At 68.2% G+C, this 16,491-nt stretch carries 11 protein-coding genes and 6 pseudogenes; 8 read left to right on the top strand and 9 right to left on the bottom strand.

All coding sequences use genetic code 11. From position 1 onward, the window contains the following. Positions 1–298 precede the first annotated feature (298 nt). A pseudogene (locus OG842_RS01115) lies at positions 299–1,689 on the bottom strand (IS1380 family transposase). A gap of 486 nt (positions 1,690–2,175) precedes the next feature. Next, a complete protein-coding gene (locus tag OG842_RS01110; protein WP_266726648.1) occupies positions 2,176–2,544 on the bottom strand; it encodes a hypothetical protein in 369 nt (122 codons plus the stop codon). Positions 2,545–2,770: 226 nt separating this feature from the next. Between OG842_RS01110 and OG842_RS01105 the strand changes: the two genes are divergently transcribed. Continuing rightward, positions 2,771–4,036 carry an IS701 family transposase gene (locus OG842_RS01105; RefSeq protein ID WP_443063954.1) on the top strand — a complete coding sequence of 422 codons (1,266 nt, stop codon included), beginning with the start codon at positions 2,771–2,773 and terminating at the stop codon, positions 4,034–4,036. A gap of 130 nt (positions 4,037–4,166) precedes the next feature. Here the strand turns inward: OG842_RS01105 and OG842_RS01100 are convergent. The 3 genes and pseudogenes from OG842_RS01100 to OG842_RS01090 all read right to left on the bottom strand — a co-directional run. After that, positions 4,167–5,098 (bottom strand): IS5 family transposase gene (locus OG842_RS01100; protein ID WP_443063953.1). Its coding sequence is split into 2 segments (ribosomal slippage): positions 4,167–4,748 and positions 4,751–5,098, totalling 930 coding nucleotides; the frame shifts between segments, so codons are not numbered across the junction. 15 nt (positions 5,099–5,113) lie between these two features. After that, entirely contained in the window at positions 5,114–5,440 is a 327-nt protein-coding gene (locus OG842_RS01095; RefSeq protein WP_266726646.1) for a hypothetical protein, read from the bottom strand. A gap of 43 nt (positions 5,441–5,483) precedes the next feature. Beyond that, positions 5,484–5,902 (bottom strand): annotated as a pseudogene (locus OG842_RS01090) (carbohydrate ABC transporter permease); the annotation flags it as partial. A 278-nt stretch (positions 5,903–6,180) separates the two neighbouring features. On the opposite strand from OG842_RS01090, the pseudogene OG842_RS01085 reads away from it, so the two are divergent. After that, positions 6,181–6,357 (top strand): annotated as a pseudogene (locus OG842_RS01085) (IS630 family transposase); the annotation flags it as partial. Here OG842_RS01085 and OG842_RS45095 read toward each other — a convergent pair. After that, entirely contained in the window at positions 6,282–6,557 is a 276-nt protein-coding gene (locus OG842_RS45095) for a hypothetical protein (protein ID WP_353962593.1), read from the bottom strand. The pseudogene OG842_RS01085 and the gene OG842_RS45095 overlap by 76 nt on opposite strands. Before the next feature lie 777 nt (positions 6,558–7,334). Here OG842_RS45095 and OG842_RS01080 point away from each other — a divergent pair. The 5 genes and pseudogenes from OG842_RS01080 to OG842_RS01060 all read left to right on the top strand — a co-directional run bounded on the left by OG842_RS01080 (position 7,335) and on the right by OG842_RS01060 (position 12,992). After that, entirely contained in the window at positions 7,335–8,537 is a 1,203-nt protein-coding gene (locus tag OG842_RS01080; RefSeq protein ID WP_266726644.1) for an NAD(P)/FAD-dependent oxidoreductase, read from the top strand. 216 nt (positions 8,538–8,753) lie between these two features. Beyond that, the gene (locus OG842_RS01075; RefSeq protein ID WP_266726642.1) at positions 8,754–10,181 is read left to right on the top strand and encodes an MBL fold metallo-hydrolase; all 1,428 of its coding nucleotides are present in this window, start codon (positions 8,754–8,756) and stop codon (positions 10,179–10,181) included. Continuing rightward, positions 10,178–11,137, top strand: coding sequence for a sulfite exporter TauE/SafE family protein (locus OG842_RS01070; RefSeq protein WP_266726640.1), 960 nt, complete (start codon positions 10,178–10,180; stop codon positions 11,135–11,137). The genes OG842_RS01075 and OG842_RS01070 overlap by 4 nt, the downstream gene beginning before the upstream one ends. A 271-nt stretch (positions 11,138–11,408) precedes the next feature. Next, complete coding sequence (locus tag OG842_RS01065; RefSeq protein ID WP_266726638.1) at positions 11,409–12,191, top strand: GntR family transcriptional regulator; 783 nt, start codon at positions 11,409–11,411, stop codon at positions 12,189–12,191. An 85-nt stretch (positions 12,192–12,276) separates the two neighbouring features. Beyond that, positions 12,277–12,992 (top strand): annotated as a pseudogene (locus tag OG842_RS01060) (IS6 family transposase). A gap of 118 nt (positions 12,993–13,110) precedes the next feature. Here OG842_RS01060 and OG842_RS01055 read toward each other — a convergent pair. Then, positions 13,111–13,944, bottom strand: a pseudogene (locus tag OG842_RS01055) (IS3 family transposase); the annotation flags it as partial. A 47-nt stretch (positions 13,945–13,991) separates the two neighbouring features. On the opposite strand from OG842_RS01055, the pseudogene OG842_RS01050 reads away from it, so the two are divergent. Continuing rightward, positions 13,992–14,592 (top strand): annotated as a pseudogene (locus tag OG842_RS01050) (IS3 family transposase); the annotation flags it as partial. Between the two features lie 579 nt (positions 14,593–15,171). On the opposite strand, the gene OG842_RS01045 reads toward OG842_RS01050, so the two are convergent. After that, complete coding sequence (locus tag OG842_RS01045) at positions 15,172–15,942, bottom strand: transposase (RefSeq protein ID WP_266726636.1); 771 nt, start codon at positions 15,940–15,942, stop codon at positions 15,172–15,174. Between the two features lie 42 nt (positions 15,943–15,984). After that, positions 15,985–16,341: a hypothetical protein gene (locus tag OG842_RS01040; RefSeq protein WP_266726634.1), complete on the bottom strand. Its 357-nt coding sequence runs from the start codon at positions 16,339–16,341 to the stop codon at positions 15,985–15,987. Positions 16,342–16,491: the final 150 nt, after the last annotated feature.

The following is a 16,491-nucleotide window of genomic DNA, read 5'->3' as shown; positions in this document are numbered from 1 at the left end:
CTGGATGATGGGAAGGGCTGCCAGGAGCGATAACACTTACTGCCGGTGGGTGTGAGCGACTTCGGGTCTGTTCAGCGCACCGGCGTTCATCCGCCCGGATAACCGGGGTCATGCGGTGGGGTGGCTGGACCGTTTCAGCCTGGATCCACCGGCTTGATTTCGGAGTGATCGTTTCGGGGTTGTCCTGGCGGTCGGCGAGATGATCTGGCCGTTCGGGCAGGGAGTACCCGCTGGTCTGTCCAGCTCTTCCACGTGTTCGGCGGTCTCGGGCCCTTGCGGGCGGGGTGGCCAGGGCTTCTCAGGTGGTGGGTGGTGGCGCGTGCACCAGGTCGAAGAGGTGGTTGAAGTCGTTGGCCCAGGGCCAGTGTTCGGACAGGTGGAGGATGAGGCGCCGGGCCGAACGGGCCAGGCGGGCCGGCACGTTGATCAGGTGGTCGCGGATCGTTGCGGTGGTGGCCTTGGCGTGGAAGGCGGACGCCAGGGCGCCGGCGGCGCGGGTCAGATTGTGCGCGAGAGCGGCCAGCGCGAACCAGGCGGCGTTCGCCTGGAAGTGCCCGGAGGGGGCGTGGGCGAACGGGCCGTTCTTCAAGTCCGCGATCACCTGTTCCACGACAGCGTGCCGCCTGTGATCACGTTCGGTATCGAAGAGGGAGAGCGGAGAGTCGGTGAACGCGGCGTGATAGCGCCAGGTAGCGAAGAGCGTGCCCTGCCCCTCGGGCACCGCCCGGGAGTTGAGCCGTTTGACGCGGCGCACGATCAGACGGGCGGTGACCTGCTGCTTCTTCGGCTTGGAGGTGAAGGCGGCGTAGGTGGTCTCGGCTATCTCGGCGTCCGAGATCCAGCATTGCCCCTCCTCGTCCCACACCGCCTTGGGGTACTTGATCGCCTTCCACGCGGCTTCGTCGATGCCCGCGATCGCGTCCTTGACCGAGGCGTTCATCCGCACGTGACCGAGAACCGGACGCCCAGGGCCCGGCAGGCGTTCACGACATCGGCGCCGTAGAACGCGGAGTCGGCCCGCACGACCAGCAGGCCGCTCGCGCCGCACGCTTGCGCGGTGCGGATCGATTCGGCGACGAACGCAGCCGCACCTCGAGCGGAGTTGGACGGTCCCTTGCGCAGGCGGGTGGCGGCGATCACCGGAGCGGCCAGCGGGGTGGAGACGATCCCGAGCAGCGCGTTCAAGCCCTTGACCTTGCTGTATCCGTAGCCGGCTCCCTGCTTGGAGTAGCCGTACGTTTGGCGGATCGTGTCGTCGATGTCCACGTAGGCCACCTGGTCGGCGCCGGGCAGCAGCGGGGTGTGCGCGGCCAGTTCGGGCAGGAACCGGCGGGCCACCGCGTGCAGTTGCTTCACGTGTCCGTGGCTGAAGGAGCGCAGGTACGAGCCCAGCGTGGACGGCGCCCGCACCCCGCTGAACAGCCGCGGCAGCCCACCGTGCCGCAGCCGGTCCATGTCATCGATGCTGTCCGCCCCGGCGACCATGCCGCCGACCAGCGACATCAGCTTCGCCGCGGGGAAGGCCCCGGTGCCGTCCTTCGAGGCCGGCAGCCGGACGTGCTCGTCGACGAGTGCGGGCAGTCCGCACCGCTCGGCCAGCCGCACCACCGGGGCCAGCCCGCCGTACCCGACCAGATTCGGATCATCAAACCGTGCGGAGACCCTCGCTGCGGCATGGGAAGATTGCATCTCGGAAGTGCCTTGCTGATCGTGCGTGCTGGAAGCGTGAAGAACTCCCATCATCGCAGGTCACAAGGCACTTCCTCGTTTTCGGAGAAGCTATCCACAGGCATCAAGCCGGTGGATCCGGGCTGAGGCTGGCGATGACGAAACACATGATGAAAAAGAACGCGGGACCTGCGTAGCCAAAAGAAACGGCGGCCAAGGCCGCCTTTGCTGCCTTGAGTGCTTGCTCTGTCTCCGGTCGCACAGTTGCTGTCAGTTCAGCAGCGGGCCGTGACGTGACCTGGTACCCGAACTCTTCCGCCCCCCCGTGGCATTTCATGACCTATGGAGCCATTGAACCGCCAAAGCCCCTGCTTCTGGCAGGGATTGAACAGGCCAGAGGTGAGGCCCCGCCCGGGGGATGTTCGGGCGGGGCGTCCGAGTAGCGCTGCAGCCATGAAGCGCGAATGGGGACGGTTTCAACCGTACGGGCCGGGACCGACAATCGGGTCAGGCTCGGTCTTCCCGTGTCGCGACCTTGGCGGCCCGCCGCCGCTGGGCAATCCGGCTTCCCACGTCCACGTAGGCCAGCCCGTCATCATCCCGCTCGATCCGCCCACCTGCTTCGCACCAGCCGCATTTGACCCAGGTCGGGCCGAGGGGTTCCAGAACAGCCACCGCTTCGAAGGGGAGGATGTACGCGCCGTTCACGTCCGCGCTGGACCACCACTGTGCGGAGGCCATAGGCTCGCCGGGGATGCCTCGCAGGAGCATCTCCAGTTCGTCACCGGCCCGGTAGACCCGAGGGCGGGTGTACGGGTTGCTGGCCGCTACGTCCGCCACGACCCGCACACGGGCCCGCATCATCCAAGAGCTCATGGTCTCCCTTTCATCGAGTGGTGGACGTACTACCCCTGCCGTGACGGCAGAGTGCGCGGGTGCGCAATTTCGTGGTTGGTGTGACAGGTGTGGTGCCTGTTCCCGGAGCACCCGGGGCGACGCCGCTCATTAGAGATCGTCTCAACTGGCCTGATCGCTAGTAGTGCTTGGTCATGTGCGGTCTGCGATGGCGTGTCTTCTTGATGGGTCGTGTCGTTGACAGGACGTGCTGAGTGGGGAGTTGGCTGCGGTCCGGTGTGATCTGGAGGACTTCGCGGCGGAGATGTTCGAGCCGTTCGCGCGAGCGGATCAGCGTCGGTGGGGTGGGGTCTATCTGCGGGGCCTGCTGCTGGACGGCGGGCGCAAGTCGGTGGAACCGATGGCCGCCCGCCTGGGCGAAGACGGGAACCGGCAGGCGCTGGCCCACTTCATCACCTCCAGCCCGTGGGATGCGGCGCATGTGCGGGCCCGTCTGGCCTGGCGTATGCAGCCGGTCGTCAAGCCCACCGCGTTGATCATCGATGACACCGGGTTCCTCAAGGACGGGGATGCGTCGGCGTGTGTGACCCGGCAGTACACCGGCACTGCGGGCAAGGTCACCAACTGCCAGGCCGGGGTGTCGCTGCACCTGGCTTCCAACGGCGCCTCGGCGGCGGTGAACTGGCGTCTGTTCCTGCCCGGGAGCTGGGATCCCGCCTCGCCGAAGGCCGATCAGGCCAAAGTGGCCCGCCGTGGCAAGTGCGCCATCCCTGCCCAGGTGGGCCATGTCGAGAAGTGGCAGCTGGCCCTCGACATGATCGACGAGACGCGGTCCTGGGGCATCGAGGTGCCCCAGGTCATCGCCGACGGCGGCTACGGTGACACCGCCGCCTTCCGGCTCGGCCTGGAAGAACGCGGTCTCGATTACGTGGTGGGCATCTCGACCTCGACCACCGCACAGCCCGAGGACGCACAGCCGTCTGCCCCGGCCTGCACAGGCCGGGGCAGACGGCCGGTTCCTGCCTACCCCGAGCCGGCCCGGAGGGTGAAGAGCCTGGTCATCGCGGCCGGAAAGTCTTCCGCGCGGCCGGTGCAGTGGAGGGAGGGATCACGGCCGGGCAGTGGCCGCAGCGGGCACAAACGCATGTACTCGCGCTTCGTGGCCCTGCGGATCCGGCCCGCCGGACGCGAGATCCGCAAGGCCACGGCCGCCACCGAGCTTCCGGTCCGCTGGTTGCTGGCCGAATGGCCCGCCGACCAGGACGAGCCCGTGCAGTTCTGGCTCTCCAACCTGCCCGCAACCACCCCGTTGCCCGTCCTCGTGCGCACCGCGAAGCTCCGCTGGCGCATCGAGAACGACTACCGCGAGATGAAACAGGCCCTGGGCCTGGCCCACTTCGAAGGCCGAACCTGGCCAGGCTGGCACCACCACGTCACCCTCGTCTCGGTCGCCCACGCCTTCTGCACCCTGCAGCGACTGAGCCGATCCCCAAAAGAGACGGCGTCGGCCTGAGCCTCTACCGAGTCGTCCACGAGCTGCAGATACTCCTCGCGATCTGGACCGGCGCCTGCCCCACCTGTCACCGCAACATGCCAGACCCCGCACCAACATGACCAAGCACTACTAGGCACTGTTTCTTGGATCATGTTCGGAGCCAGATCGCGAGGGCCGCGAGGGTGACGGTGCCAAGGTAGATGTAGGCGCGTTTCTCGTAGCGGGTGGCGACCGCTCGGAAGCCCTTCAGCCGGTTGATGGCCCGTTCGACGGTGTTGCGTTTCTTGTAGCGCTCGCTGTCGAAGCCGGTGGGCCGGCCGCCTCGGGAGCCCCGATTCTGCCGGTGTTTCTGCTGGTCGAGGCGTTCGGGGATGGTGTGCTTAATGCCGCGTCGTCGCAGGTGGCGACGGTTTCTTCGGGACGTGTAGGCCTTGTCCGCCAGGACGTGATCTGGTCGGGTGCGGGGCCGCCCGACTCCGCTGCGGGGCACGGAGATCTCCTCCAGCACGGCCTCGAGCTGGGGGCCGTCGCCGTAGTGGCCGGGTGTCAGGACGAAGGCGAGGGGGCGGCATCGTCCCTCGGCGGCGAGGTGGATCTTGGTGGTGAATCCGCCTCGGGAGCGTCCCGGGCATTCGCCGATCCGACCACCTCCTCCAGCCGGACGGCCAGTTTCCGCAGCACCGGGTCGACCTGGTTCGTCCCCCGAACGTTCCCCTTTTGAGGACCCTCGGCCGCCGACGCCTTCCGCGCGCCGGCAGCGTGCTGGTGGGCTCGCACGGCGGTCGAGTCCACGGACACATCCCAGTCGATCCGGCCCGCGGCATCCTCGGCGGCCTGGATGCGAGACAGCAGCATCTTCCAGGTTCCATCAGCTGACCAGCGACGATGCCGTTTGTAGACGGTCTCCCACGGCCCAAACCGCTCCGGCAGGTCCCGCCACTGGACACCCGTCCGCACTCGGTAGAGAACCCCGTTGATCACCCGACGGTGGTCACTCCACCGACCCCCGCGCCCACCACCACGAGGCAGGAGTGACTCCAGCCGGTCCCACTCCGCATTCGTCAGATCCCCACGACCCATCCCACCACCCTGACCTCAACACCCCAGTCCTGTCAGGAGATCCGAGAAACAGTCCCTAGTTGTCACGTAGGCAGGCTTCTTGTCACCTACGAGGCTTGACGTCCCGGCGGACCGGTCGTAGGCGTAGAGGGTGGCCCTGCCGGTGTCGCCGCCGCCGTTGAAGGTGGTGCCCGCACCGAAGAACACGGTCGTTGCGGTAGCCGCGACGGCGCGCACGAGGGTGCCCTTGGGGCCCGGGGTGCCCGCGTTGCGGACCTCGCGGGTCGCGGGATCCCACTCCCACAGGGCGGGAGCCGTCTCGGCGCCGCCGCCCACGGCGTACAGGACGCCGTCAGGCGCCACGGCGAGGGCCCGTACGTCGCGGTCGGCCTGCGTACGAAGGCGGTCACTTCACGCTCCCGGCGGACAGGCCGCTGCGCCACTGACGCTGCAGCACGATGAACGCCGCGATCAAGGGGACCACGGCGAGCAGGGAGCCGGTGATGACCAGGGGGTTGTAGTCGGGGAACTGGGGTGCGCGGGTGCCCCATTGGTAGATCCCCAGGGTCATGGGGAACAGCTTGGGGTCGGTGAGCATCACCAGAGGGAGGAAGAAGTTGTTCCAGATGCTGACGAACTGGAACAGCAGGATGGTGACGAATCCGGGCAGCATCACCGGCAGGGCGATCCTCACGAAGGTGCGCAGTTCGCCGGCCCGTCGAGTCGTGACGCCTCAAGTACCTCGTCGGGTACGGACGCCTCGGCGAAGGTCCGTGCGAGGTAGACGCCGAAGGGATTGGTGAGCAGCGGGACGAACACCGCCCAGATGGCTTCGAACCGTGGAAGCGTGGAAGTCGAGCAGTCCTGCACCTGACAGTCCCCGACAGAGTCAGGCTCAGGATCTGTCACTCCACGAAGCGCTTCTCGACCAGCAGCCCCGACAGGAGCAACCGCCACTCGCTCGACGGTGCGTCAGCCGGGACTACGAGGTCGGAGGCGCGGGGTAGCGGTCGGTGCCGTTCCCTCACGGCGACGTAGTCGTCCGTGTGTGGAAGGGCGGAGGACACCAGGAACAGCAACAGCAGGTCGTTGCGCGCGAGAAAGTCGAGGGGGTGTGGGCGCACGTCAAACGCAGCCTGGCAAACCTCGCCGTCGTCGCCCTGGACAGGCTCGAAGTCCTCGTACGCACCCGGCTCAAACGCCTTCAGTACCGGCCAGACACCCTCGACGGCTTCATAGCCGGCACCGGCCTGGCCCTCGACCACCCAGCCTCACCCTGACGAGCTGAAGGCAGTAACGCTCGACGAACTCCGTGTGGCAGTTCCGCAGCGCGACGTACCCGGGGCCGTCCCGCGGCCATGCGCCCTAGCAAATCTGCCGCCCGCTCGGCCTCAGCCACCACTGCGGCGGGCAGCCGCACCTCGGCTTCCATCAGGAGGTCCACCTGGATACTTCGCTGCGCCGGCTGCAGCAGGTCCATCCGGGAGGGTGGCCTGCTGCCGTTCCGGATGGGCTTTTCCCGCGTCTACAGCACGTTCGCCGAGCGAGGTCTGACCGACGACCTCACCTTCATCGGCTCCAGCAAGCTTGCCCTGCCCGAGACCACCGATCGCTTCAGCACGAGCAAGCGATTCATCGCCCCTTCATCCGTCAGGTCAAAACACACTGCCAGGACACCGGCCAGTTCTGCGACGTCCGGTCCGGGATCCGGAGGGCCAGATGCGCGGACGCAAGCCGCCGGTCGGCGGTCCCGGTCGGGCGCTGACTCAAAGGAAACGGCCGGACGGCCGTGAGAGGAAGGGGAACAGGTGTTGCCTCGGCGCTGCCTCCCGCCCGCCGGGCAGGTCAGCGGGGCCCAGCCCCGTGTCCTTGCCGCTACGTTCAGTTCAACGAGCGTGCGCTCCCGGCGCCTGCTCGCGGCTGTACGGACCTCCAGCGGCCGCAGCCTCGCCACCTGCGCCAAGGCGGTGGCCGAGCGGCTGCCGCGCTCGGCCACGGACACATGGCCTTCGGCGGCGAGAAGGTCTCCCGCTGGGAAGCCTGAGCACTGGATTGCGGCGGAGACCCTTGCTGCAGGGCGGGGCGTGCCACCCGGGCCAGGGAGAAGAGGGGCCCGGCCGCGCGTGAGGCGGAGGGGCGCTCAGCTGAGGCCGGACTTAAATGTACGTACAATTTCTGCGATTCTTCCAAAGGCGGCTTGCTTGTCGGTGCCGGGCCACCTAACGTGAATGTACGTACATTTGATCGGAGGGTTCTCTTGGTGACCAAGCAGCACCACCGGACCGTGATCATCGGCGGCGGGACCGCAGGTATCTCGGTCGCGGCTCGGCTCCGCCGCGCCGGTGAAAAGGACGTCGCAGTGCTCGACCCGAGCCTTCACCACTACTACCAACCGTTGTGGACGCTGGTAGGCGGCGGACGAGCGCCGCTGAAGGAGAGTGTCCGCCCGCAGGAGACCGTGATGCCGAAGGGCGTGCGGTGGATCCACCGCGCCGCGGTCTCCATCGACCCCGAGGCCCAGGCGGTGACGCTGGATGACACCGGCACCGTCTCCTATGACCACCTGGTGGTCTGCCCCGGCATCCAGCTGGACTGGGATCGGGTGCCGGGCCTGGAGGCCGGGCTCGGCAAGGACGGCCTGTCGAGCAATTACCTGCCGCACACTGCTCCCGCGACCTGGCGCTTCATCCGCGGGACCCGCTCGGGCAGCGCGGTGTTCAGCATGCCGACGGGAGCCATCAAGTGCGGCGGTGCCCCGCAGAAGATCGCATACCTCGCCGCCGACTACTGGCGGGAGCAGGGTGTCCTCGGCAAGATCGACGTCCACCTCGTGATACCCGGTGCCGCCATCTTCGGAGTTCCGGAGTTCGCGCGCGTGCTCGATGACGTGGTCCGCCGGTACGGCATCAACGTCCACTACGGAAGCGAAGTCACCGAGGTGCGTCCCGAGGCCCGCGAGGTGGTCGTCACCGAGCTGGGCACCGGAGGCAGGAAGACTCTGCCGTACGACATGGCCCACCTCGTCCCACCGCAGAGCGCCCCGGAATGGATCAAGCGCAGCCCGCTCGCCGGAGCAGACGACCCGGCCGGCTACGTCGAGATCGACAAACACACCATGCGACATGTCAGGTACCCCAATGTCTGGGCCCTCGGAGACGTCGGATCGTCCCCGAACTCCAAGACCGGCGCGGCCGTGCGCAAGCAGGCGCCCGTGGTCGTCGCGAATCTCCTCGCCTCGATGAACGGCCGGGAACCCACCGCCGCCTACCACGGCTACTCCTCATGCCCGCTGACCACGGCCCGCAACAAGATGCTGCTCGCCGAGTTCGACTACAGCGGTCAGCCCACCCCGTCGATCCCGGTGATCAACACCATCCGCGAACGCACCGACATGTGGTACCTCAAGCGGCGCGGCCTGCCGTTCCTCTACTGGAACCTCATGCTCCGCGGGCTCGCTTGATCCGACGCCCGAAAGCGGGAACCCGACCGCCGCACCGGCCGGAGAACCGGCGGGTCGCACCCGCGGTCCCGGCCTCGGCGTACATCGCCACCCTGCTTCTGGCCACCTTGCCGTCGCCGCGCTGCACAGACGGCGCACGGCTCGCCCGACCTCGTCACCCGCGCCCCGGGCCCGATGCCCCGGCGCACCGTCACCGCTCATCATCAGGAGCCCGTCATGACGAACCACACCGGACCGCTGGTCTTCGTGCAGTTCTACCTAGACTGCCTCTCCCACGCCTCGTACCTCGTCGGCGACCGCACCACCGGCCGGGCCGTCGTGGTCGACCCGCAACGCGATGTCAACGACTACATCTCCACCGCCGAGCGTCACGGCCTGACCATCGAGCGGGTCCTCGAGACCCACATCCACGCCGACTTCCTCTCCGGTCACCTGGAGCTGGCCGAGCGCACCGGCGCCCGCATCTCCTATGGCTCCGCCGGCACGCTCGACTTCGACACCGACCCCCTGGACGACGGCGAGCACCTCAGCCTCGGCGAGGTCGACCTGGAGATCCTGCATACCCCTGGCCACACCCCCGAGTCGATCTGCGTCGTCGTGCGCGAACATGCCGACGACGCCATCCCCCACGGTGTCCTCACCGGAGACACGCTGTTCATCGGCGACGTCGGCCGTCCCGACCTGCTCAGCGCCCGCGGCCGGTCCGCCGAGGACATGGCTCGCGCGCTGTACCACTCCACCCGGGAGCGCCTGCTCACTCTCCCCGACGACACACGTGTCTACCCGGCGCACGGGGCCGGCTCGGCTTGCGGCAAGAACCTCTCGACCGAGCTGAGCTGCACGATCGGCAACCAGCGTCTGAACAACTACGCCCTGGCCGACATGACCGAGGGCGAGTTCGTCTCCGTTGTGACCGAAGGCCAGCCCGCCGCGCCCGCCTACTTCGCGTTCACATCCGTGCGCAATCGCCAGGCCCGTCCAGTCCTGGACGAAAACACCCACGTCGTCTCCCTCGACCCGGCCGCCTTCCTCGACGCCCGGACGCGCGGCGCCATCGTCCTGGACACGCGGGACCCGGAGTCGTTCGCCTCCGCCCACTTGCCCGGCGCGGTCAACGTCCCCCTCGGCGGGCGCTTCGCCGAGCTCGCCGGCGAGGTGCTCGACGCCCAGGACAGCATCATCCTGGGCGGCGACCCGGCCACCGCGCGCGAGGCCCGCAACCGGCTCGCCCGCATCGGCTTCGACCGCGTCCTCGGCGCCTTGACGACCCCGGTTGACGCCGTCGGCGCCGAATACCTGACCGCCGCCGTGCGCGTGGAGGCCACCGGCCTCGATGACCGGCTCGCCAAGGACGCGGACGGCTTCGAGCTGCTGGACGTGCGTGGCCCGGGCGAAGTGCGTGAAAGCGGCACCATCCCCGGCGCTCGCCTCATCCCGCTGCCCGAACTGGTCGGCCGCCTGGGCGAACTGCCGGCCGACCAGCCGCTGACCGTGTTCTGCGCGAGCGGCAATCGCTCATCGGTGGCCGCGTCCGTACTGCGCGCCCGCGGCTTCGACACCACCGACCTGCGCGGCGGCTTCTCCGCCTGGCGCGGTGAGGTCGAGTACCCCGCCGACACGACCCCGGGTGGCGTCCCGGCGTGAGCGTGCTGATTCTCGCCCTGCTCTGCGGAGCCGTGGTCGGCCTGGCTCTCGGCGCGCTCGGCGGTGGCGGGGGTGTGCTCGCGGTCCCGGCCCTGGTGTATCTCCTGGGCGTCGCACCCGCCGACGCGGGGACCACCAGTCTGGTCGTCGTCACCGTCACCTCCGTCATCGCCCTCGTCCGCCACGTCGGCACCGGCAACATCCGCTGGCGGACCGGCGTCCTGTTCGCCGCGGCCGGCGTGGTACCCGCCATCGGGGCGTCCATGCTCGCCCACCGCATCCCGCAGACCGTGCTGACCACTGCGTTCGCCGTCCTGGCCGCTTTCGCCGCCGTGGTGATGCTGCGCGGTCTCCGCGCGGTGCACACCCGCCAGGCCCCCGAGTCCGAGGCGGCCTCGCAGGCCACTGCACCCGAGCCGGCGGTGGGGTCCGGCGCGTCCCTCTCAGGCCCGCCCGGGCCTGCGGATGCGACCGTCGTCCGGGCAGCCGGCGGAACCAGCGTGACCGCACAGCGTGCGGGCGGTCACACGCCGGAACAGGCGGGCGGCGCCGACACCGCCGACAGCCACGGGAGGACTGTCGGCCGGGCCGGGTACCTGCGCACCGGAGCGGCCGGAGCCGGCCTGGGTGCGGTGACCGGGTTGCTGGGTGTCGGCGGCGGCTTCCTTGCCGTACCCGCCCTGGTGTCGGTGCTCCGCCTGCCGATGCGGACGGCCGTCGGCACCAGCCTCGTGGTCATCCTCATAAACTCGGTTGCGTCCCTCGCCACCCGCGTAGCCGCCGGAGGAATGTCCCTCGACCTCGCGATTTTCGGTCCGTTCGTGGGCGCCGCCGTACTCGGCGCCTGGGACGGCAAGCGGCTGGCAGCCAAGCTCTCCGGCGCTGCCCTGCAACGGACTTTCGCCGCTCTGCTGCTCGCGATGGCTGTGTTCATGCTCATCGACGTGATCGTCTGAGGTTTCCCGCACGGCCGCAGTTGGTACACCCTGCGACGGGTGACGGCCCACGCTGATCGGCTGCCGCCTGAGCAACGGGCATCCGAGCCCGTCGCGCGACCTTTGGCGTACACAACGCGGTCATGTCGGGCCGGCACCCCTGCGGGCCAGGTCTACCACCTTTGCCCGGGGGGAACCGGTGAGCGCGGGTTTGCGCCGCCCCTGTAAATGTACGAACATTCACCTTGTGCCAGTAGCATCCGTCCGACCCCCGAGCCCCAGGAGGGCAACGGTGACCTCCCGACCCGATCCCCGTCCCCTCACCCGATCCGCGGGCAAACCGCTGTGGGCACAGCTGCGTGCCGACCTGCTGCGCCGCCTCGAAGACGGCGAGTTCCGCGACGTCTTCCCCGGCGAGCACGACCTCGTCGTCGAGTACCAGGTGAGCCGGCACACAGTTCGCGAGGCCCTCCGTCAGCTTCGTACGGACGGCCTCGTCACCGCCCGGCGCGGCAAGGTCTCCCGGTTCACTGCCGGCCGCCCGCTGGAGCAGAAGGTCGGTGAGGCGTACAGCCTATTCCGGTCTGTCGAGGAGGTCGGCGCAGTCCAGCGCAGCGTCGTTCGTGTGCTCGACCAGCGCGCCGACGGTGTCATTGCTGCCCGTCTGGGACTTGAGGAATCCACACCGCTCGTCTACCTCGAACGCCTCCGTCTCGCCGACGAGAACCCGCTCGCCGTCGATCGCGTGTGGCTGCCTGCGGACGTGGCCCGCCCGCTCCTGGATGTCGACTTCACCCACACCTCGCTCTATGACGAGCTCGAACGCCACTGCGGCACGCGCATCAGTGGCGGCTGGGAGCGCATTCGGGCCGTCGCGCCCGGCCGCGGAGAGCGCACCCTGCTCGACTGCCCAGAGTCCACAGCGCTGTTCGCGATCGACAGACTCGGTCACGACACCTGCCGACGCCAGGTCGAGTGGCGGCAGACACTCGTCCGAGCGGATCGCTTCGCCGTCGCCGCAGAGTTCTCCACCGACGACGGCTACCGGCTGGGTGCTCCGGTCCGTATGCCTTGACCCGCGATCGCTCCTCAGGGCGCTGTCACGTTGGCGGGTGGCGTGGGAGGATCCTCGGGTTGATCATGGTGGAGGGGGATCGTCCGTGGGGAGCGTGTCGCCGTCGTACAGGGGGCACCGGTACCCGGTCGAGGTCATCGTGCACGGTGTGTGGCTGTACTTCCGGTTCCCGCTCAGTTTCCGTGAAGTCGAGGAGCTGATGCTCGAGCGCGGTGTCATCGTGTCCCACGAGACCGTGCGCCGCTGGTGTCTGAAGTTCGGGCAGGCGTACGCCAGCGCGCTGCGCCGCCGACAGCCACGGCCGGGGGGCAAGGGGCATCTGGACGAGGTCTTCATCAAGATCAACGGTGAGCAGAAGTATCTGTGGCGGGTGGTCGACCAGGACGGCAATGTGGACATCCTGGTGCAGAACCGGCGGGACACGGCCGCGGCCAGGCGCTTCTTCCGCAGGCTGATGTCGCCGACGGGCGGGGTGCCGCGAGTGGTCGTCACCGACAAGCTGCGTTCCTACGGCGCCGCCCACCGCGAGGTCATGCCCTCGGTGGAGCACCGCTCCCACAAGGGATTGAACAACCGGGCCGAGAACAGCCACCAGCCGACGAGCAACGCGAACGGGCCATGAAGGGCTTCCGCAGCGTGGGCGGGGCCCAGCGGTTCCTGTCCGCGTTCAGCGGCATCTCACCCCACTTCCGGCCCCGACGCCACCTGATGACCGCATCCGAACACCGAGCCGAAATGACCATCCGCTTCACCACCTGGGAGCAAATCACCGGCGTCACCGGCCGACTTACCGCGGCCTGAGCCCAGGCCGGCACCCGGCCCCACCACACCTCGACGCACCATCAGACACCCACACACCCACACACCCAACAACGTGACAACGCCACCCGCACGGTTGTTCAGGCCCCCTGGAAACGGCTTATGCGGCTTGGGTCAGGGTAGTTGGTGCTTCTCGGAGTGCTGCTTCGTAGGCGATGGGGCTGCGGTGTCCGAGGTGAGAGTGACGGCGTCTTGTGTTGTAGCGGTGCAGCCAGCGGAACGCGTCGAGGCGGGCCTCGCGCTCGCTGGACCAGTGCTTGCGGCCCTGGAGTGTTTCGCGCTTGAACGTCGCGTTGAAGGATTCCGCGAGTGCGTTGTCCGCGCTGGAGCCGATCGCGCTCATGGACTGATGGACGCCGGCTCTGCGGCAGGCGTCGGCGAAGGCCCGGCTCGTGTACTGGGCCCCGTGATCGACATGCATGATCGCCCCGGTCAGGCTGCCGCGGGTGCGTTCCGCGGCGATCAGAGCGTCGGTGACGAGATCGGTCCGCATGTGATCGGCGATCGCCCAGCCGACGAGGCGGCGCGAGGCGAGGTCGATGACGGTGGCCAGGTAGAGGAACCTCCCGCCGTCCACGGGGAGATACGTGATGTCACCGACGTACTTCGTGTTCGGCGCGGTCGCGGTGAAGTCGCGGCCGATCAGGTCCGGAGCCTTCGCCGCGGACGGGTCCGGGATCGTGGTGCGGTGGCGGCGACGCAGCCGCACGCCTGCGAGATTGATGCTCCGCATCACGCGCGCGACCCGCTTGTGGTTGACGCGCTCGCCCGTCTTACGGAGCTCGGCGGTGATCCTGGGGACGCCGTAGGTGCCGTCCGATTCCCGGTGCACGGCCCGAATCCGGGCAGCGAGCCTGGCATCGACCGCCTGGCGGGCGGCCCGGTCCGCGGCGGTGCGGCGCCGGGCCCTGACCCCGGTTTTTGGACACCGGAGAGACTTGGATCTTGATGGTCCAGGAGAACGGAGTCCCTGTGGGGGCCGCCGATGAGCGGCTCGCGGCCCGGATACGCAAGGTCCATCGCAACTCCGACGGCACCTACGGAGTCCCGAGAGTCACCGCCGAGCTCCGCGACGAGGGCGGTCAGACGGTCAATCACAAGCGTGTCGCCCGGATCATGCGGGCCATGGGCCTTGAGGGTGTGCGCCTGCGGCGTCGGAACCGCACCACCGTCGCGGACCCGGCCGCGGCGAAGGCGCCGGACCTGATCGGACGCGACTTCACCGCGGCCGCGGTGAACGCGAAGTACGTCGGCGACATCACCTACCTGAGCGTCGGCAGCGGGAGGTTCTGCTATCTCGCGACCGTCATCGATCTCTGTTCACGACGTCTGGCCGGGTGGGCGATCGCCGACCACATGCGCACAGAGCTCGCCACCGACGCCCTCGCCGCGGCCGAGCGGACGCGCGGCAGCCTCGCCGGAGCAGTGATGCACACCGATCACGGGGCCCAGTACACGAGCCGGGCCTTCGCCGACGCCTGCCGCAGGGCCGGCGTCCGCCAGAGCAGCAGTGGGCAGCAGCGCGGACAACGCCGCCGCGGAATCATTCAACGCGACCTTCAAAAGGGAGTCTCGTCCTGGGGTTTTAACACAGGAGGGAACCTAACACCCGCGCGGTTCACAGCCGTTCTCCGGCCCGTACCGCAGCGTGCTGACGGACTCGGCGCCGGTATGGCCGCCCGCCCGCCATGCGCAGCACGGCCTGGACGACCTCACAGACACATTGAGCGTTGTCAGCGAAGTTTGGCCACCAGTAGATTCGTGCCACCGATACTTGAGCGAACTCGGGCTGCTTGACTACGGGGGGTGACCGTGTCGGACGCGGTCTACGGTCTGCTGGGGCGCTAGGCGGTGCGATCGTCGCAGCCACCGCTACGTTCTACGGGCCGCTTCAGCTGCAAAAAGCGAGCGCTCCGCGAGTCGTCAGCGGAGCGCGACTCGACTCATGCCCATACCGAAGCAAATCGACAGTCCGAGCTGCAACGTGCTCAGGTCGCTCGGGTCGTGCAGGTGCGTAAGGCCATGGCCGCGTGGGACAACCTCTTGGCGCGGACGTTTCGTTTGCTCGGAAAAGGCATTGTCGACCCCGGAGCGTTCCACCAGGCGGCGGAGCGGGCGCGTGTCGACGCGAGTACGGCCCTATACGAGGCACTGAGCTTCTTCAGCGTTGCCGCTCCAGTGTGAGGATGGCCTTGGCGATTGACGTCATGCGGTTGGGGCTGCATCGGGACCTGCGGAAGATTCGCAAGGACTTCAGGTTTGCGACGCCGCGTTCGACGGGCGCTCGTGCTGCGGCCAGTGCCTGGTTGAGGGTCGCCAGTGCCTGGTTGAGGGTCTTTTCGGTGGGGGTGAGCTCCTGCAGGGGCTTGCGCTTGATGCCGGTGGTCAGCCATGGGCCGGCGCCTTGGTAGGCGAGATCGGCCAGGATGGGAACGCCCTGGCGCTCGCAGATCCGGATGATCCGGTGGGTACGGGCGGCGGTCAGGTCGTGGGTGCGGCCCAGCAGGGCGGGTGAGAGCCACAGCAGCCGGCCGCCGCGGTCGGTGACGACCTGCACGTTCACGCCGTGGCGCCGGTGTTTGTGAGAGTAGTCGGCCCGGCCGTCGCCGACCCGGTCGCACTCGGCAAGGGTCCCGTCGAGCAGGACGAAGTCGGGTTCGTGCTCGCGCAGCGTCTTCAGCAGACCTGGTGCACGTTCGGCGAGCAGGTCGACGACCGTGCTGGTGTAGGCATGGGCGGTGGACTCGCTGATCCCGAACCCGGCGGCGATCTTCGCCAGAGTGGTGTGTTCGCGCAGGCACACCAGTGCCACCATCGCGCGCTGGGACGGACGGAGCTTGCATCGCCGGTCGCCCTCACGGGTGATGATCAGCATGGTGACCCACTCCACGAGTGCATGCGGCAGGTCGAGTGCGGCAGGATGGATGACCAACGAGGCCCCCGAGCAATGTGATTGAGACGTCAGACATCTCGATCAACAGCCCGGAGGCCTCGCTTGTTGCGCTTCACGGCCCATCACTCGATCGGTGGCCAACTCGAAGAAGCTCACTGTGTTGCTGCGACCCCTGGAATGCGCCCGCGCTGAGTTCGAGGGTCCCTTGCGCAGCCTCGTGGCGGCGATCACCGGGGCGGCCAGCGGTGTGGAGACAATGCCGAGCAGTGCGTTCAGGCCCTTGACCTTGCTGTATCTGTATACGACGCCTTGTTTGGCGTAGTGGGTGCGGCGGATGGTGTCATCGATGTCCACGTGGGCGACGTGGTCCGCGCCGGGCAGTAGAGAAACCCCATCATCGCAGGTCGCAAGGCACTTCTTCATTTCCGGAGAAACCATCCACAGACATCAAGCCGGTGGATCCGGGATAAGGGCCGGATCCACCGCGTTCACCCTTGGTGACGCTTATTATAACGGTATTGCCTCTTATCAACTACTGACGCGAGTATCGGCCGAGTACACCTAGCGGTCCCCCGTACACTCCCCGCC

The organism is Streptomyces sp. NBC_00376 (assembly GCF_036077095.1).
Classification (GTDB): Bacteria; Actinomycetota; Actinomycetes; order Streptomycetales; family Streptomycetaceae; genus Streptomyces.
This window is presented reverse-complemented; position numbering and strand designations above follow the sequence as displayed.